We start from the raw sequence: 16,930 nt of genomic DNA on the forward strand, positions 1-16,930 counted from the left end.
AGTCGATCGCGAAGTTACGTTCGAAACCTCTTTAGGCTGGCCGGATGCACCCCCTCATCGCACGGCTCGACCAGTGGCTCCAGGCCAACCGGCCTGCTTACCACGCCCACCTGCAACCCGGTGCATCCTCTGACGTCATCGACGAGATCGCGCGCCGCGCTGGCGGCGAACTCCCCGCCCTGCTGCGGGAACTGCTGGCCTGGCGGGACGGCCAGCCCGACGACAGCGACGACCACCTGGAGTACCTGTGGTCGCTGATGTCCACCCGGGCCGTTCTCGGCGCCCTGGACGACATGGCCTGGCTGGTTGAGAACGACGACTTCGGCGATCTGTGGGGCGACGGCTGGGTTCCATTCCTGGGCAACATCTACGGCGACCATCTGTGCGTCGACACCGTCGGCGGCTTCGGCGGCGAACCCGGGCAGATCATAGAGTTCAAGGCCGATGACCATTACCGCTACATCCGTTACCCCAGTATCGAGGCGTGGCTGGAGACCCTGGTCTCCGCCTTCGAGGCCGGCCTGTTCGGCGACGATTCCAAACCGGACGATCGGGAGGCGCGCGAGGCGTTCGTCACGCGACGCCATCCCGGATATCCCATCGCGAAGAGCTACTAGACCGAACAGGCACAACAACGCCCGGCCACCGGCGAGACCGAGGAGCAGGGCGCGAACGTCGACTACCCAGAACAACTTGCTGTTGGAGCGCTACTTGCGGTGCGGTGACACCCTCCCCGCCGCGTCCGCACCAAACACAGCCGCGCTTGACACGTACGTGTCAAGTTGAGCGGGACCAGACCGCCGCCGTTACATCGGTACGAGCATCAGGCGTGGCTGTTACGCGCCAGATGCCATGCCACGAACGCCAGCAAGCCCGGAATGACGCCGGTGAAGAGGCCGACGACGGCCATAACCCGCAACAACTGCTGAGTCAGCACGAACCTGCGCTTCAGATACGTGACGGCAGACGCTACCGCGAGTAGTGCGGTGACCAGGAACCTCCAGCGTATGACAGGTGTATACACCTGTGCCATCGGACCGCCGTTACTTACGCGATGCGGGTGGCACCAAAGACGGCGACGACCAGGAGTGCGACTCCGCCGAGACCCACCGGCCAAAAGGCGCCCGCGCCGCCGTTCGCGTCTTCCACCCGGCCGGTCGGGTCCTTCGGGTCGTACCGGATTTGCATCCGCGCGCCCACCTTGACCTCGGTTTCATCGCCCGGGTTGGACACGTTGGCCTGGACGGTCTTTCCGTCGGCGGTGGTGAACCGAACCGCTGCGCTAGGACCGCTCTTGCCGTAAGACACCGCCACGACGTCGCCCGTGGTGACCAGTCCACGTTCTTGCAAGGTCCGACGGTCGTAGTACATCTGGAGCGCGATGAATACGAACGCCAACCCGGCGATGGCGGCGCAGGCGACGCCAGCCCACCCTTTCGTGTTGGCGTATGGCGCGCTATGCCGTGGGCGCCTTCGGCTGCGCAGCGTAGGACGGCGCAGTGACGATCGGGCCGGCCCCTTTGCCTGATCGCCCGACCGCAATTGTTGTTGCCGTTCCCGCTTCCCTGACATGCGATCATTATGTGCGTAGAGCGCCGTCGCGGAGTGTTACAGCCACGGCTGTGCGGATCTGGCTCGCAACCTCCTTCGGAGCGTCGGCTGATCGGCTGCAGGTACCACCGGATCACCAGCGAGATCACAGCGAGTGGGAACCGAAACCCGGCGAACGTTGAGGCATTGGATACGGCGTGTTGGTGCGCGATCCCGTTGATGAGACTCCATTGGACAGTGTCATCGACCTCGATGTAGCCGAGGATCGGACGACGAAGTCGGTTGCCGCGCCGTGGCGTCGCTTGCGTCGCGTGGCGTCGATGAAGGTTTCTGTACGTGGTGTGGTCGTATTCATGGTGCTCAGCGGCCTGGTGGGTGGAGTGGCCGGGCAGCGTTGGGAGGCCGCCCGGGCAACGGCGCCTCCAGGCTTCGGAGTTGTCGCTGTTCCTCGCCGTCGCGGGGCTCGAATCCGTCACGGGCGCGGACGGCCGGGTGACCGTCGAGGGAAGCATTGCGGTTGTCAATGGTGCCCCCAGGCCGGTCGAAGTGGCCGGCGCGGGCAAGGTGGCCGACGTCATGGTCTGGGGGCAGCAGCGAATCGCGCCGGCCGCGACCGGCCGATTCCCAGTGAGCGTGGCCGTCACCTGCTCGGATGACGCTGGAACCAGACCCTTGCCGGTCGAGATGTCGGTGCTCACCGCGGACGGCATGCGCCGCACGGTGACGATGGAGCTTGACCTGGTCGGCAGCCGTTGGTTCGAGTTCGTCGAGCGAGGTTGAGCGTCCTTCTCCTGGATTCAGGCCGCTTCAGAACCTAAAGACACGTAGCTGTCAGCGTCAGACTGAGTCCGAACCCACGGCCGAAGACGTCCGGCGAAGTTCTTGAACACAGCGCCGACCGAGGTACGCCGTAGCCAGGCCGCTGATCACACCGAACGCCGCGAGGCTGGCCACGACCACCCAGGCGTGGCCGTACAGCTCGTAATCAGCCGCGAAGAGGACCGCAACATAGATCGCACTGGCGAAGACCAGCAGCGTGACGCACGCACTGACGATCGCCACCACGATGGCCACTGCAACACCGATCCGCGACGGCCGGCTTGTAGCCAAGGGTTCTACGGTCATGGCGGGCATGCTAACTCGTCCCCAGGCCGCCGGACATCAACCGATGTTGACCAACACTACTCGCCTTCGCTTGCGTGGCCGCCGTCGCGCGCTGGGCCGAAGGGGGTCAGCACGGCGGTCGCCAGCAGTACCACCAGCAGGCCGATCGCCGAACCGAGGGCTACCGGGTCGACCCGGGGCGGCAGCCAGGCGACCGCCACCGCGAGGACGGCGACCGACAGGAACGGCGGGAGGCGCAGCCACCGGCCGGATGCGCTCAGCGGGCGCGGTTCGGCGTCGCCGGACAACATCGGTGTCCAATCCGAACCGTCAGAACCGGAACCGGGCGACCAGGCCGTTCATCTCCTCGGCCATGCCGGCGAGCCGCCGGGCCGCGGTCAGCGAGGTGCCGGCCTCAGCTGTGTTCCGTGCCGCGACGTCGGCGATGTCCGCGACCGTCGTGGCGATCTCGTTGGTACGTGCGGCGACGTCGGTGACGGTCCGGCTGCTCTCGCGGGTCGAGGCGGTCTGCTCCTCGACCGCGCCGGCGATGGTCACCTGGAAGTCGTTGATGCGGGCGATGATCGAGCCGATCTCGCCGATCGCCTCGATGGCGCGCCCTGTTTCGGCCTGGATGGCGTCGACCCGGCCGCTGATGTCCTCGGTGGCGTGGGCGGTCTCCTGCGCCAGCTCCTTCACCTCGCCGGCGACGACCGCGAAGCCCTTGCCCAGCTCGCCGGCGCGGGCCGCCTCGATCGTCGCGTTGAGCGCGAGGAGGTTCGTCTGTTCGGCGATCGACGTGATGAGCTTGACCACGTTGCCGATCTCGACCGACGACGCCCCGAGCCGGGACATCATCGCGTTGGTCCGGTCGGCCATGGTGACCGCGTCGCTCGCCACACGCAGTGCCTCGCCGGCGTTGCGGGAGATCTCGGCGATCGATCCGCCCATCTCCTCGCTCGCCGAGGCGAGGGTGTCGACGTTGTGCGAGACCTGCGCGGCGGCGTCACGGGCGGCGCCGGCCCGCTGGCTGGCCTGCTCGGCCGAGGCCGCGATCCGGTGCGAGGAGCCGGACAGTTCCTCCGCCGAGGCGGCGACGGTGCCGGCCGAGGCCGACAACGACGCGACCGTGCCCCGGACGCTCTCGATGGCCCGGTTGAGGTCCCGGGCCATCCGGCCGACCTCGTCGGCGGAGTCGACCTGCGACGTGCGCGACAGGTCTCCCCCGGCCACGCCGGTGAGCACCCCGGAGACCTCCCGCAGCGGGACGATGACGCCTCGTGCGACGAGCCGGCTGATCACGACGGTGAGCAGCATGCCGGCCGCACCGGCCAGCGAGAGCTCCAGGAGTGCCCGGTCGCGTTCCTCGCCGACGGCGCGGGAGGCCGCGGTGACCAGTTCGGCGAGGGCGTCGCCCACCGCCGGCAGTTGCTCCTCCACCTCCTCGAAGGCGGCCTGGAACTCGGGGTACGCCGCCGGGTCGGTGGCGGCGGCGGCCGTCCGGGTGGCGAGGTCGAGGTACCGCTGCACGGCGGGACGGACGCTCTCGGCGGCGGACCGGACCCGCGGGTCCATGGCCGTGCCGGTGAACAGGGTCATCGCGTCGGCGAGGATCGAGCTGTGCGCGGCGAGGTCGGTTCGGGCACCGGTCGTCTCGGCGCTTCCGGCGGCCCCGCCGCGGGACGTCGCGAGCAGGATCCGCAGCACATCGCCGCGGATGGCGTCGTGCGCCATGTCCGCCTCGAGACTGGTGCGGGTGAACTGGTTGAGCTGTTCGAGCTCGCGAACGCGCTCGGCACCGGAGAAGAGCGCCCGGGCGCCGAACGCGACCAGGGCCACCACGGTGAGCAGGGCGACCGCGAAGATCGCGCCGAGCTTGACGGCGACCGACCGGTTTCGCGACCATCCACGCAGAGCGCCCACTGCCGTGCCCTTCTCAAGCCTTGTCGACCGGCCTATCGGCATCGGTGCGGACGTCCTGAGAAGTCGGGTTTGCCAGGGTTGCCGTTCGGTGGCTACTTGGCGTCGGAGCGCAGCATGCGGCTCAGCGCGCGGACGGCGACGTCACTCGGCGACGCGGCCTCGCGGTTGACCTTCTGCAGTTCCTTGTAGACCTCTTCGCGATGGACCTGGATGCTCCGCGGCGCCTTGATGCCCAGCCGCACCACGTCGCCGCGCACGTCGAGCACGGTGACGACAACGTCGTCACCGACCATCACGCTTTCACCGGGACGTCGGGTCAGGACGAGCACGAGCCGCTCCTTCGCTGGGCGATAGGCGAACAGTACCCGATTTGTCAGATCACCCGTGCGGAAAGACCGGGCGCCGCCCCGATCAGGCGACCAGGAGCCTCTGCCGGACCGGCAGCCCACTGTGGCTGAGCACCAGCTGGACCGCCCGGCGGCTGCGCTGGTCGAGCACGATCGGCGCCATCAGGTTGACGGTCGCGTCCTGCGCACCGTCGCCGGCCGTGACGACGAGTAGCACCAGCAGATCGGACTGGTCGGTCACGCCGAGGACGGCGAGCGTGTCGTCGTCGACCTCGGCCTCGTAGTCCGGGAAGAACTGCGCGGGCGGCACGACCAGGAACCGCAACCCCGCCGAGTCGACCGAGGTCAGCGCATAGAGCAGGCCGACCTCGTCGAGGCGGACCAGGACGAACCGCCGGTCGTCGGGGAACCCGGGAATCGGCGAGACGAAGTCGATCACCGGCAACGCGGCGGTCTCCGGTCCCACGGTGGCGACGCTCATAGGTTCCTCACGGTGTGGTTCGAACCGCCCGCCTAACGCAGGAAGTCCACCAGCGACGGCTGGACGACCCTCGCGGTCGCGGCCAGCGCGGCCTGGTAGGCGGCCTGCTGCAGGGACAGCTCGGTGATGGTTTTCGGCAGGTCGATGTCCTCGACATCGGACAGCTGGGCCCTCAGGTCGAGCACCCGGTTCTCCGCGGTCTGCTGCATCTGCGAAACCTGATTATATCGGGATCCAACACCCGAAAGCGCTGCTTGCAGGCGTTTCTGCGCCGTGTCGATGTCGGCGAGGTCGGCCTGCAGTCCCGACGGGTTGTTCCGCAGGTTGTCCGAGATACGGCCGAGGATGGCGAAGACGGTGTTCGGGCCGGACCCGAAGACCTGGTCGCCGCCGGTGTCGACGCGGACCGTGGCGTTGGCGCTGATCGTGCGGTTGACCTGGCCGTCGTCGCCCTGATAGACGCCGTTGTTGTCGTAGGCGAGGCTGCCGGCCGTCGTGCCGCCGAAGACCGGCCGGTCGAGGTAGGTGGTGTTGGCCAGGCCGATCAGCGACTGGCGCAGGTTGTCGACCTCCAGCGCGATCGCCTCACGGGCCTCGGCGCTGCCGGCCGATCCGCTGGACAGGCCGGTGAGCACCAGCTCACGGGCACGGGTGATCTGCGTCGAGGCGCTCGTCAGCGCGGTGTCGGCCATGCTCAGCCAGCCCATTCCGTCGTCGGCGTTGCGGGAGTACTGGTTGAGCGCCGCCATGTCGCTGCGGTGCTGCATGGCGATGACGGCACCACCGGGCGAGTCCGACGCCTTCGTGACGAGCTTGCCGCTGGACAGCTGGTCCTGCAGCTGCTGGTTGCGGGCGAGATTGACCTGAAGATTGGACAGCGTGCTGGTGGCCATCGACCGTTCCGTGACGCGGAAGCCGGGCATCCGTTCCCCCTCCTCGTGCTATCGCTTCATGTTGATCAGCGTTTCCAGCGTGGAGTCGACGGTGCTGATCACCCTCGCCGCCGCCTCGTAGGCGCGCTGGAACTGGATCATGTTGGTCATCTCCTCGTCGAGGCTCACGCCCGACTCCGCCTGCTCGGCGGCGGTCACGTCGTCGGAGATGACCTGCTGGGCCTCGGCGCGCCGATTGATCGTCTGCGCCTGGATGCCGACGTCGACCACGAAGTTGCGGTAGACGCTGTCCGCGCCGGTGGGGTTCTTCGCGACGTCGGCCATCAGGTTCGCGTTGTCACCCTGGAACGGGTTGGTGGCCGTGCTCGACGCGGCGATCTTCGTCGGGTCGGTGATCGCGACCCTGATGTCCTTGGCGTTGGTACCGCTGAAGAAGTCCCCGCCGGGCTGCGGGCTCGGGGTCGTCGCCGGCGGCACGGTGGTGATGTCGTAACCCTGGTGGTGCTGGTCGTTGACGGTCTGGATGAGCACCGCCGCCACGTTGTCCAACCCGTCCACGGCGTCCGGCACCGTCTTCGTCAACGCTTCCAGGTGCGAGGCGACCCGGCCGGTCGTGATGGACGCGACCCTGTTGTCGTCGGCGAACCGGACCTGCACCGGCGCCATCGTCCGCCCGTCCACCGCAGTGGTGCCGACCGCCCGCAGCTCCCGGGTGACGTTGCCCTGCACGATCATCGCGCCGGACAGCATCACGTCGACCGTGCCGTCCTGCTTGAGCCGCGCGGTCGCCCCCGTCATCTCGGACAGCTTCAGCACAAGCTGATCCCGCTTGTCGGACAGCTCGTTGACGGACATTCCCGCCGTCTTGGCCAGCGCGATGCGCGCGTTGAGGTCAGCGACGCCGGCGCTGGTCTGGTTCACCACCGAGAGGTCCGCGTTGAGCGCCTCGCGGGTCGCGCCGAAGAGGTTGTCGAGGTTCTGGCGGGTGGTGCTCATCGTCGCGGTGACGGTGCTGGCGCGGGACAGCAGTGCGGTACGGGCCGAGGTGTCCCCGGGCCGGTTCGCCACGTCCGACCACGCCGCCCAGTACTCCGACAGCTGTGACTGCAGGCTGGTGTCCGACGGCTCACCGAGCGCCTGCTCCACGTTGGCGAACACCGTGCGGTGCGCCTGGAGGTACTCGTTGAGCCCGTGCTCGGCGCGGGTCCGGTTGGTCATGAACTCGTTGTGCAGCCGCGTGACGGCGGTGACCTCCACACCGTCGCCGACGCCGGTGCTCGTCGACCAGCGGGCCGGGTCGCTGACCGCCTCGCGCGGTGACAACTCCACGCGCTGGCGCGAGTAGCCCTCGGTGTTGACGTTCGCGATGTTCTGGCCGGTGAGGTCCAGGGCGCGCCGGTGCGCGTACAGCGAGGACAGCGCGGCGCTCAGGCCGGAAAACGTACTCATCTACATCGCCTCATCAATCAGCCGGGTGCGGCCGGCGGCGGCCACCGTCTGCCCCTTCGGCCCGTACGTCTCGACGGAGCCGGCGACGGCGAGCATGGTCTCGCGGGCCGCCCGGGCGCCGGTGGTCAACAGGTCGCGGTTGGCCTCCGCGAGTGCGCTGACCTCGGCGGTCAGCGTCAGGAACGCCTTGCGGTGCTGATTGAGCAGTTCCGACCAGGGCGCCGGGGCCGCCTCGGCGAGCTGGGAGAGGCTCGGGTTGGGGCCGAGGCCGAGCGAGGCGCCGATGGCCTCGACCTCGGCGGCGCGGATCACCTCGGTACGCCGGATCTCCTCGAGGACCACCTCGACCTCGCGCGTGGCGTGCGCGAGCCAGCGGGTCCGCCCACCGGCGAGGACGAGCTGCTCCTCCTCCAGCTTGAACAGCAGCAGCTCGAGCATCTCGCGTTCGCGCCAGAGGATGCTCGCGAGGTCCGCCAACCCCATGCGTTCCGCCCTTCTGCCGCCGCCGCATTCGTGGTTACACGTCGGCAGGTCGATACAAGGGTTGAGCACAACCTCCTTGCAACTTTGCGCTACCCGGGCACGCACCCACGGCTTCCGAGGCTGGTCCTCGACCAACCACCTCCTGCCACGAAGAGGTTGCCGTGACCACCACCGCCACACCGTCCGCCACATCGCCGCTGACCGCCTCGGACCTCGACGCCATGGTCCGCAGCCACCTGCCGCTGGTGGGCCACCTCGTCCGGGAGATGCTGGGCCGGCTGCCCGCACACGTCTCCCGCGAGGACCTCGTGTCGGCCGGCATGGCCGCACTCGCCGCCGCGGCCAAATCCTTCGACCCCGAACGCGGCATCCCGTTCGGCAGCTTCGCCACCACCCGCATCCGCGGCGCACTCCTCGACGAACTCCGCGGCCTCGACTGGGCCAGCCGCTCCGTACGCTCCCGCGCCCGCCGCGTCGAAACCACCCAACAGGAACTCACCGCCACCCTCGGCCGCACACCCACCCAAACCGAACTCGCCAAAGCACTCGGCATCGCCACCGACGAACTCAAAACCATCGACAACGACGTCCAACGCGCCGTCGTCCTGTCCCTGCAAGGCTTCACCGCCGGCACCGCCGAAGACCTCGTACCCGAACGCACCGCCGGCCCCGAGGACCTCATCCTGCACCGCGAGCGGATCGGCTACCTGCACGACGCCATCAACGCCCTGCCGGACCGGCTGCGCCAGGTCGTCACCGCGTACTTCTTCGACGAACGCCCGATGAACGACATCGCCACCGAGCTCGGCGTCACCGAATCACGGATCAGCCAACTGCGCGCCGAAGCACTCGTCCTCCTTCGCGACGGCCTCAACAACCACCTCGACCCCGACCTGCTCAACGGCCCCGCACGCGCCGACGGCTGCGTCGCCCGCCGCCGCGAGGCGTACTACGCGCAGATCGCCGCCAGGGGCAACCTCACCAGCCGCCTCGCCGTCACCACCGCGATGGGCCTGCCTCACTCCGCCTGACCCCGCATCGCAAAAAAGGTGCCGGCCGAGTTCTAACGAGTTGCAGAAAATATCTGAACCAAAAGACTTACCCATGACCGGGGTGCGTCGATGTTGACGGCGAACGAGCCAGGGACGGCTCGTCGAGCCTGACCCAATGTCAAGGAGGATTCGTCATGGGTCTTCGGATCAACAACAACATCGCCGCCCAGAACGCCTACCGGAACCTGTCGGTGACGGACAGCCAGATGAGCAAGTCGCTGGAGAAGCTGTCCTCGGGTTTCCGGATCAACCGCGCCGCCGACGACGCGGCCGGCCTGTCCATCTCCGAGGGCCTGCGGTCGCAGATCGGCGGCCTCAAGGTCGCCGTGCGCAACGCGCAGGACGGCATCTCGGTCGTGCAGACCGCTGAAGGTGCGCTCACCGAGACGCACTCCATCCTGCAGCGCATGCGCGACCTGTCCGTCCAGGCCGCCTCCACCGGTTCCCAGGACTCCGACGCCCGGTCCGCGGCACAGACCGAGTTCTCACAGCTGACGCAGGAGCTCGACCGCATCGCCACCACCACCAGCTTCGGTGGTCAGAAGCTGCTCGACGTCAGCAGCGCCTACACCGGCACCTTCCAGGTGGGCGCCAACACCAGCAGCGCCGACCAGATCGCTGTTGACCTCAGCACCGCCGCCTTCGGCAGCGGCTCGTCCGTCTCCGGCTTCGACTCGGCCGGTCTCGGTGTGGGCAGCCTCGACCTGACCACGTCGGGCACGGCAGCGATCGAGGCGATCGACGCGGCGATCAAGGGCGTCTCGACCGCCCGAGCCACCCTCGGTGCATACCAGAACCGCTTCGAACACACCATCAACAACCTCAACGTCGCCGTTGAGAACCTCTCCGCATCGGAGTCCCGCATCCGGGACACCGACATGGCCCAGGAGATGGTCTCCTTCACCCGCTCACAGATCCTCACCCAGGCCGGCACCAGCATGCTCGCCCAGGCCAACCAGGCACCACAGAGCGTCCTGTCGCTCCTGCGGTAGGCCGGTGGCACTCCCTCCTCCACAGTGATGACACGCAACGGCGCCTCCGCGGGGGCGCCGTTGCCGTTTTCCACCGAGGATTTTTCCGCCGAATCCTTCAGTGGCGGCCGGCCGGGCCGATGAGCAGTCCGAACGGGCCACGGATGGCCCGGGAAACGGCCCAACTCAAGGAGGAACTGTCGTGGGTCTTCGTATCAACAACAACATCGCTGCCCAGAACGCCTACCGGAACCTGTCGGTGACGGACGGCCAGATGGGCAAGTCGCTGGAGAAGCTGTCGTCGGGTTTCCGGATCAACCGCGCGGCCGACGACGCCGCGGGCCTCTCGATCAGCGAGGGTCTCCGGTCCCAGATCGGCGGCCTGAAGGTCGCGGTGCGCAACGCGCAGGACGGCATCTCGGTCGTGCAGACCGCTGAAGGTGCTCTCACCGAGACGCACTCGATCCTGCAGCGTATGCGTGACCTGGCCGTTCAGGCGTCGTCCACGGGTTCGCAGGACTCCGATGCACGGGCGGCGGCGCACACCGAGTTCTCGCAGCTGACGCAGGAGCTCGACCGCATCGCCACCACCACCGCCTTTGGCGGGCAGAAGCTGCTCGACATCGGCGGCGCGGGTGCCTACATGGGCACCTTCCAGGTCGGCGCCAACACCGCCGACGCGGATCAGATCGCTGTCGACCTCGGAGCCACCGCCTTCGGCAGCGGCTCCACGGTGACCGGTTTCGACTCGTCCGGGCTCGGCGTGAACACGCTGGACCTCACCACGGCCGGGACGGCCGCCATCGAAGCGATCGACAACGCCATCAAGGGTGTTTCGACCGCTCGGGCCACCCTGGGTGCGTACCAGAACCGGTTCGAGCACACCATCAACAACCTCAACGTCGCCGTTGAGAACCTGTCCGCGTCGGAGTCGCGAATCCGGGACACCGACATGGCCTCGGAGATGGTGTCGTTCACCCGCTCACAGATCCTGACCCAGGCCGGCACCAGCATGCTGGCCCAGGCCAACCAGGCGCCGCAGAACGTCCTCTCGCTGCTGCGCTAGGACTGAAGGGCAAACCTGACGAGGACACGACAGGGCACGGCACCCAGCCAGGGCGCCGTGCCCTGCCACATATCCGGGCGGCAGAAACCTCAAGGGTCCGCAGCGCGGGCCGATGACATGAGCGAACTGACGACACGGCCACGGACGGCCCGACCCGGTCCCAGGGAGAAACGGCATGGGTCTTCGGATCAACACCAACATCGCCGCACAGAACTCCTATCGGAACCTGTCCGTGACGGACAGCCAGATGAGCAAGTCGCTGGAGAAGCTGTCATCGGGTTTCCGGATCAACCGCGCCGCCGACGACGCCGCGGGCCTCTCGATCAGCGAGGGTCTCCGGTCCCAGATCGGCGGCCTGAAAGTGGCCGTGCGCAACGCGCAGGACGGCATCTCGGTCGTGCAGACCGCTGAAGGCGCGCTCACCGAGACGCACTCCATCCTGCAGCGCATGCGCGACCTGTCGGTGCAGGCCGCCTCCACCGGTTCCCAGGACTCCGACGCCCGGTCCGCGGCACAGACCGAGTTCTCACAGCTGACGCAGGAGCTCGACCGCATCGCCACCACCACCAGCTTCGGTGGTCAGAAGCTGCTGGACGTGGGCAACGCGGCATACGTCGGCACGTTCCAGGTGGGCGCCAACACCACGGACGCGGACGCGATCACGGTCAGCCTCGGCACGCCGGCCTTCGGCAGCGACTCGACGATGACCGGCTTCGACTCGGCCGGGCTCGGTGTGGACAGCCTCGACCTGACCACGTCGGGCACGGCAGCGATCGAGGCGATCGACGCGGCGATCAAGGGCGTCTCGACCGCCCGAGCCACCCTCGGTGCATACCAGAACCGCTTCGAACACACCATCAACAACCTCAACGTCGCCGTTGAGAACCTCTCCGCATCGGAGTCCCGCATCCGGGACACCGACATGGCCCAGGAAATGGTCTCCTTCACCCGCTCACAGATCCTCACCCAGGCCGGCACCAGCATGCTCGCCCAGGCCAACCAGGCACCGCAGAACGTCCTGTCCCTGCTGCGCTAGCGCGCCGCCCGGACGGGTCTTGCGACGGGGAGGGATCTCGGTTTCCTCCCCGCCATTCATGAAGGAGGTACCGCATGGTCACCGGCGGCAGCGTCGACGGCCTGATCTCGGGGATGAGCACCTCCACCGTCATCAGCCAGCTGATGCAGGTGGAGGCGGCCCCGCAGACGGCACTGAAGTCGAAGGTCAGCGCACAGCAGAAGGTCGTCACCTCGTACCAGAGCATCAACACGAAGATGTCGGCGCTGCTGACCGCGGCGAAGGCGCTCAACGACCCGGTCGCCTGGAAGGGCGCGACGGCGACGTCCAGCTCCGACGCGGTCGTGGCGACCACGACCGCCAGCGGGTCCTCCCAGAGCGGCTCGTTGACCTTCTCGGTGAAGAAGCTCGCCTCCGCGCACTCGCTGGTCTACGGCGGCCGCGTGGCGGACACCACCGACAGCGTCATGAACGGTTCCTCGTTCGACATCACGATCAACGGGCAGACGAAGACGGTGACCCCCGCCGACACGTCGCTCAAGGGCGTCGTCGACGCCATCAACAAGACCGCCGACCTCGGCGTGAAGGCGACGGCGATCCAGGCCGCCCCGGGCCAGTACACGCTGCAGCTCACCGCGACCACCACCGGCACCGACTCGGTGTTCACCGTCAGCGGCCTCGACGGCCTGGGCGCGGACACGATCGCGACCCAGGGCGACAACGCCGTGCTCAGCGTGGGCACCACCAACCCGTTCGAGGTGTCGTCGTCGACGAACACGTTCAAGGGCCTGCTCGACGGCCTCACCGTGACCGCGTCGAAGGTCCAGGCGCCGACCGACCCGCCGATCACCGTCACGGTGGCCAGCGACACGGAGGGCATCGCGGCGAAGGTACAGGCGATGGTCGACGCGGCGAACGCGACGCTGTCGGAGATCGCGACCCAGACCAAATCCAAAAGCGGCGGCATCGCCGGCGGTCCCCTCTCCGGCAACTCGTCGATGCAGTCGCTCGCCACCACCGTGCTCGGCACCGTGTCCGGTGGCGCCGGCACACTGGGCAGTCTCAAGGACGTCGGCGTCGAACTGACCCGCGACGGACGGCTGTCGTTCAACAAGACGACGTTCCTCGCCGCGCTCAACGCCGATCCGGTGAAGACCCAGTCGTACTTCATCGGCACCACCGACATCGACGGCGACGGCGTCAAGGACGGCTTCGCCGACAAGATGGTCAGCGTCGCGAACAAGGCCACGCAGACCAACACGGGCACCCTCGCCCGCTTCATCGCCAGTGGCAACGACGCGATCACCGAGCTCAACAACCGGATCAGCGACTGGGACGTCCGCCTGGCGGCCCGCCAGGAAACACTGCAGCGGCAGTTCACCGCGATGGAAACCGCGCTCGGCAAGCTCCGCAACCAGTCGAGCTGGCTCGCGGGCCAACTGTCGTCGCTGGGCTAGGGCCTGTTTCGTAACTGGGGTCGGAGCGAGGCGGAGTCCAGATTTCGTCTGGCGTCGCCCCGCGGAAGTCTGGCTACCGGTGTTGTAACCGGGCTTTCGCGGGGTGGCGCCAGGCGGAATCTGGGCCCGCCGCAGCCCGGCCTCAGTGACGAAACAGGCCCTAGTTCCCCTCGGCCCTTGGAGAAACGCATGACCACCCAAGCCCTCCGTAACCGGTACGTGAGCGACAGCGTCGCGACCGCTCCTCCGGCGCGTCTGCTCGTGATGCTGTACGACCGGCTCGTCCTCGACCTGATGATCGCCGGCCAGGCGCTGGAGGGCGCCGACCGGTCCACCGCGTCGACCCGGATCCACCACGCGCAGGAGATCGTCATGGAGCTCCGCGCGACGCTGGACACCTCCGTCTGGAGCGGCGGCCCGGGGCTCGCCGCGCTGTACAGCTACCTGCTCAACGAGCTGGTCCAGGCCAACGTCACCGGGGACCGGGCGCGCGTCGAGACCGTCCAGGGCTTCGCGGAGCAACTGCGCGACGCGTGGCGCGAGGCGGCCGCACAGGTGACCGGGACAGGACCATGACCGACGACGGTCACTGGGACTCCGCGTGGAGTTCGGCGCTCGACGCCATGGAGCTGGAGGCCGACGAGGTCGAGCAGATGCTGCGCCACCGCGAGCTGCTGGAGCGGCTGCCCGCGGACGCGGCGACGTTCACGCCGCCGGACCTCGGGCCGCTGCCGCTCGCCCTGGAGGATCGGGCGCGCCGGCTGATGCAGCGGCAGCTCGACCTGTCGCGGGAGCTGTCGATCGCCGTCGCCGGCAACCGGCAGCAGGCCCGCCTCGTCTCCCGGCTGCACCGTGAGGTCGACCAGAGCATCCCGGTGTTCCTCGACAACCGCACCTGAGAAACCCTCGAAATGCACTTGTCCGCGCCGATACGGGCAGCATGAGTCACATCCCGGTGTCCGTGATCATCGCCGCCGGGGGCAGCCCCGACGACTTCCACGCCTGTCTCGAGTCGCTCCGGCCCACCCTGGGCATGCGCGACGAGGTCGTCTGCGTCCTGCCCGCCGGGCGCCCCGAGCTGCGCACCGAACTGCGGGGACAGTCCTGGCTCCGCGTCGTGGAGACCGACGAGCCGGACCCCGGCCGGCGGTGGGCCGTCGGCCTCGAGGCCACCCGGCACCCGATCGTGGTCCTCGTCGACGGCGACGTCGTGCTGTCGGCGCACTGGCTGGACCCGGTGGTCGAGTCGTTCGCCGACCCGGCGGTGGTCGCCGCCGGGCCCCGCTGCCAGCACAGCTACGGCCCGCAGCAGGCGGACCTGCCGGACTCGGCGCTGACGAGCGCGGCGGCGTTCAAGGCGTACGCGCGGGAGTGGCGCCAGGAGCACCGCGAGGAGTTCAGCGACGTGGACCGGCTGGGGCCGGTGTGCGTGGCGATCCGCCGGGACGCGCTCGCGATCGCCGGCGGGCCGACGGCGGACCTGCCGTACGACCGGCTGGCCGTACAGGGGCGGCTGGTCGTCGCCCACACCGCGCTGGTGGCCCACGTCGGCTCGCCGGCGTGCGGGCTCCGCCCGGACGTCCCGGAGCCGCCCGGCGAGCCCCTGCTCTCCGCGAGCCTCATCGTGAAGGACGAGGAGGACGTCCTCGGCCGGTCGCTCGACGCGGTGCGCGAGCTCGTGGACGAGATCGTCGTCTACGACACCGGCTCCGGCGACCGTACGATCGAGGTCGCCCGCGCACACGGCGCCCGGGTCGTCGAGGGCTTCTGGAGCGACCACTTCGGCGACGCCCGCGACCGCTCCCTGGAGCACTGCAAGGGCCGCTGGGTGCTGTGGATCGACGCCGACGAGGTGTTCACCGGCAACCCGAAGGCGGTCCGCGACACGCTGCGGTACGCCGAGTGCGACGCCTTCTTCGCCACCATCGACAACCAGGAGGGTCACGAGGGCGGCGCCGGCACGAGCACCATCTACTACCCGCGCATGTTCCGCCGGGCGCATGCCCGCATCTACGGCCGTCTCCACGAGCAGGTCGTCGACCGGATCACCGGCCGGGCACTCGACGGCTCGCTGCTGCCGGACCTCGTGCTCGACCACTGGGGGTACACCCGCCTCCGCGGCCTGGTGAAGAACAAGGCGCAGCGGAACCTCCGGCTGGCCGAGCTGGCCGCCGAGGACATCAGCGGGCTCACCGCGGTGGGCAACCTGGCCCGTTCGCAGCTCGGCTCGGGCCACATCGACGAGTGCATCGAGACCGGCAAGCGGGGACTCGCCCAGGCCAAGGAGCACACGCACCACGTGCTGTTCCTCAAGATCCTTGCCGACGCGTACCTCACGGTCGGCCGCCTCGCCGAGGCCAACGAGACGATCGAGAAGCTCCGCGGGATCGCCAACACGCCGTTCACGGTCAGCGAGCACGAGGTCAAGCTGCGGTTCGCCGAGGGCGACTACGAGCGCACGCTGGAGCTCATCGAGGAGCTGCCCGAGTCGGGCGCCAACGACCTGCTCTACGGCGTCGGCAAGGGACGCTTCGCCGGCCTGCACATCAACGCGCTGAGCTGCCTCGACCGCCACCAGGAGGCCGCCTCCCAGTTGCGGCAGGCGTTGCGCGACGGCCGCGTGCCGGTGCCGGTGGCCCGCATGGCGCAGGTCCTCGGCGCCGCGGACGGCAGCCTCGCCGAGGTCGCCGAGCTGCTGCCCCGGGAGGCCCTGCGCGGCCTGCTGTTCAGCATCGCGGAGGCGCCGCCGGAGGCGGCTGACGAACTGCTGGAGGCGTTGTGGCGACGGTATCCCGGGGAGCCGACTGTGTTGACGCTGGCCGCCCGGGTCGGCCGTCAGGTCCCCCTCATCCGCGCGATGGAGTGGTCCGCCCGCCTGCGCCAGCACGGCTTCCCGGCGCAGTGCACGCTGCTGGCGCTGTCCGCCGACGAGCGCCGGACCCCGCGGGAGCGCACGCTGGCGGCGGCCATCGCGCTGGAGATGTTCCACGACGAGGCCGCGCTGCCCCTCCTCCACGAGGCGCTGTCCTCGGTGCCGGACGCGGAGAGCGAAGCAGTCCTGCACGAGATGCGCATCCTGGCACCGCAGGTGTCCGCGAACATCGAGCTGGCCGACGCCTGAGACCATCGTGCGGGCCC

Annotated in this window: 20 protein-coding genes; 10 read left to right on the top strand and 10 right to left on the bottom strand. The window is 68.8% G+C overall.

The genetic code is table 11. The features are described from left to right. Nucleotides 1–44 precede the first annotated feature (44 nt). Nucleotides 45–617: an SMI1/KNR4 family protein gene (locus Dfulv_RS41275; RefSeq protein ID WP_259859252.1), complete on the top strand. Its 573-nt coding sequence runs from the start codon at nt 45–47 to the stop codon at nt 615–617. A 206-nt stretch (nt 618–823) separates the two neighbouring features. Here Dfulv_RS41275 and Dfulv_RS41280 read toward each other — a convergent pair whose 3' ends face one another. Next, nucleotides 824–1,033: a hypothetical protein gene (locus tag Dfulv_RS41280; protein WP_259859253.1), complete on the bottom strand. Its 210-nt coding sequence runs from the start codon at nt 1,031–1,033 to the stop codon at nt 824–826. 14 nt (nt 1,034–1,047) lie between these two features. Continuing rightward, nucleotides 1,048–1,398 carry a DUF3592 domain-containing protein gene (locus Dfulv_RS41285; RefSeq protein WP_259859254.1) on the bottom strand — a complete coding sequence of 117 codons (351 nt, stop codon included), beginning with the start codon at nt 1,396–1,398 and terminating at the stop codon, nt 1,048–1,050. Nucleotides 1,399–1,986: 588 nt separating this feature from the next. On the opposite strand from Dfulv_RS41285, the gene Dfulv_RS41290 reads away from it, so the two are divergent. Continuing rightward, nucleotides 1,987–2,331: a hypothetical protein gene (locus Dfulv_RS41290; RefSeq protein ID WP_259859255.1), complete on the top strand. Its 345-nt coding sequence runs from the start codon at nt 1,987–1,989 to the stop codon at nt 2,329–2,331. Between the two features lie 57 nt (nt 2,332–2,388). Here Dfulv_RS41290 and Dfulv_RS41295 read toward each other — a convergent pair whose 3' ends face one another. The 8 genes from Dfulv_RS41295 to Dfulv_RS41330 form a co-directional block, all read right to left on the bottom strand. Continuing rightward, nucleotides 2,389–2,676, bottom strand: a complete 288-nt coding sequence (locus Dfulv_RS41295) for a hypothetical protein (protein WP_259859256.1) — start codon at nt 2,674–2,676, stop codon at nt 2,389–2,391. Between the two features lie 56 nt (nt 2,677–2,732). Next, a complete protein-coding gene (locus tag Dfulv_RS41300) occupies nt 2,733–2,966 on the bottom strand; it encodes a hypothetical protein (protein WP_259859257.1) in 234 nt (77 codons plus the stop codon). A gap of 19 nt (nt 2,967–2,985) precedes the next feature. After that, entirely contained in the window at nt 2,986–4,578 is a 1,593-nt protein-coding gene (locus Dfulv_RS41305; RefSeq protein ID WP_259859258.1) for a methyl-accepting chemotaxis protein, read from the bottom strand. 92 nt (nt 4,579–4,670) lie between these two features. Further along, the gene (csrA, locus tag Dfulv_RS41310) at nt 4,671–4,907 is read right to left on the bottom strand and encodes a carbon storage regulator CsrA (RefSeq protein WP_259859259.1); all 237 of its coding nucleotides are present in this window, start codon (nt 4,905–4,907) and stop codon (nt 4,671–4,673) included. Nucleotides 4,908–4,989: 82 nt separating this feature from the next. Beyond that, nucleotides 4,990–5,406 carry a flagellar assembly protein FliW gene (gene fliW, locus Dfulv_RS41315; RefSeq protein WP_259859260.1) on the bottom strand — a complete coding sequence of 139 codons (417 nt, stop codon included), beginning with the start codon at nt 5,404–5,406 and terminating at the stop codon, nt 4,990–4,992. A 32-nt stretch (nt 5,407–5,438) separates the two neighbouring features. Next, nucleotides 5,439–6,299 carry a flagellar hook-associated protein FlgL gene (gene flgL / locus Dfulv_RS41320; RefSeq protein ID WP_259859261.1) on the bottom strand — a complete coding sequence of 287 codons (861 nt, stop codon included), beginning with the start codon at nt 6,297–6,299 and terminating at the stop codon, nt 5,439–5,441. Between the two features lie 48 nt (nt 6,300–6,347). Then, nucleotides 6,348–7,748, bottom strand: a complete 1,401-nt coding sequence (flgK, locus tag Dfulv_RS41325) for a flagellar hook-associated protein FlgK (protein ID WP_259859262.1) — start codon at nt 7,746–7,748, stop codon at nt 6,348–6,350. Further along, nucleotides 7,749–8,231, bottom strand: coding sequence for a flagellar protein FlgN (locus tag Dfulv_RS41330; protein ID WP_259859263.1), 483 nt, complete (start codon nt 8,229–8,231; stop codon nt 7,749–7,751). A 161-nt stretch (nt 8,232–8,392) separates the two neighbouring features. Between Dfulv_RS41330 and Dfulv_RS41335 the strand changes: the two genes are divergently transcribed. The 8 genes from Dfulv_RS41335 to Dfulv_RS41370 all read left to right on the top strand — a co-directional run bounded on the left by Dfulv_RS41335 (nt 8,393) and on the right by Dfulv_RS41370 (nt 16,913). Next, nucleotides 8,393–9,262, top strand: coding sequence for a sigma-70 family RNA polymerase sigma factor (locus tag Dfulv_RS41335; RefSeq protein ID WP_406567873.1), 870 nt, complete (start codon nt 8,393–8,395; stop codon nt 9,260–9,262). A gap of 155 nt (nt 9,263–9,417) precedes the next feature. Then, on the top strand, nt 9,418–10,275 hold the full coding sequence (locus tag Dfulv_RS41340; RefSeq protein WP_259859264.1) for a flagellin N-terminal helical domain-containing protein: 858 nt from the start codon (nt 9,418–9,420) through the stop codon (nt 10,273–10,275). 181 nt (nt 10,276–10,456) lie between these two features. Continuing rightward, nucleotides 10,457–11,320 carry a flagellin N-terminal helical domain-containing protein gene (locus Dfulv_RS41345; RefSeq protein WP_259859265.1) on the top strand — a complete coding sequence of 288 codons (864 nt, stop codon included), beginning with the start codon at nt 10,457–10,459 and terminating at the stop codon, nt 11,318–11,320. Between the two features lie 175 nt (nt 11,321–11,495). Continuing rightward, nucleotides 11,496–12,356 (top strand): flagellin N-terminal helical domain-containing protein, encoded by an 861-nt coding sequence (locus tag Dfulv_RS41350; RefSeq protein WP_259859266.1) that lies wholly within the window; start codon nt 11,496–11,498, stop codon nt 12,354–12,356. A gap of 74 nt (nt 12,357–12,430) precedes the next feature. Further along, nucleotides 12,431–13,792: a flagellar filament capping protein FliD gene (gene fliD, locus Dfulv_RS41355; RefSeq protein WP_259859267.1), complete on the top strand. Its 1,362-nt coding sequence runs from the start codon at nt 12,431–12,433 to the stop codon at nt 13,790–13,792. A 189-nt stretch (nt 13,793–13,981) separates the two neighbouring features. Then, entirely contained in the window at nt 13,982–14,368 is a 387-nt protein-coding gene (fliS, locus tag Dfulv_RS41360) for a flagellar export chaperone FliS (RefSeq protein WP_259859268.1), read from the top strand. Then, complete coding sequence (locus tag Dfulv_RS41365) at nt 14,365–14,691, top strand: hypothetical protein (RefSeq protein ID WP_259859269.1); 327 nt, start codon at nt 14,365–14,367, stop codon at nt 14,689–14,691. The genes fliS and Dfulv_RS41365 overlap by 4 nt, the downstream gene beginning before the upstream one ends. Nucleotides 14,692–14,732: 41 nt before the next feature. Next, entirely contained in the window at nt 14,733–16,913 is a 2,181-nt protein-coding gene (locus Dfulv_RS41370) for a tetratricopeptide repeat-containing glycosyltransferase family 2 protein (protein WP_259859270.1), read from the top strand. The last annotated feature ends 17 nt before the right edge of the window (nt 16,914–16,930 follow it).

Source organism: Dactylosporangium fulvum (assembly GCF_025137375.1).
GTDB classification, from domain to species: domain Bacteria; phylum Actinomycetota; class Actinomycetes; order Mycobacteriales; family Micromonosporaceae; genus Dactylosporangium; species Dactylosporangium fulvum.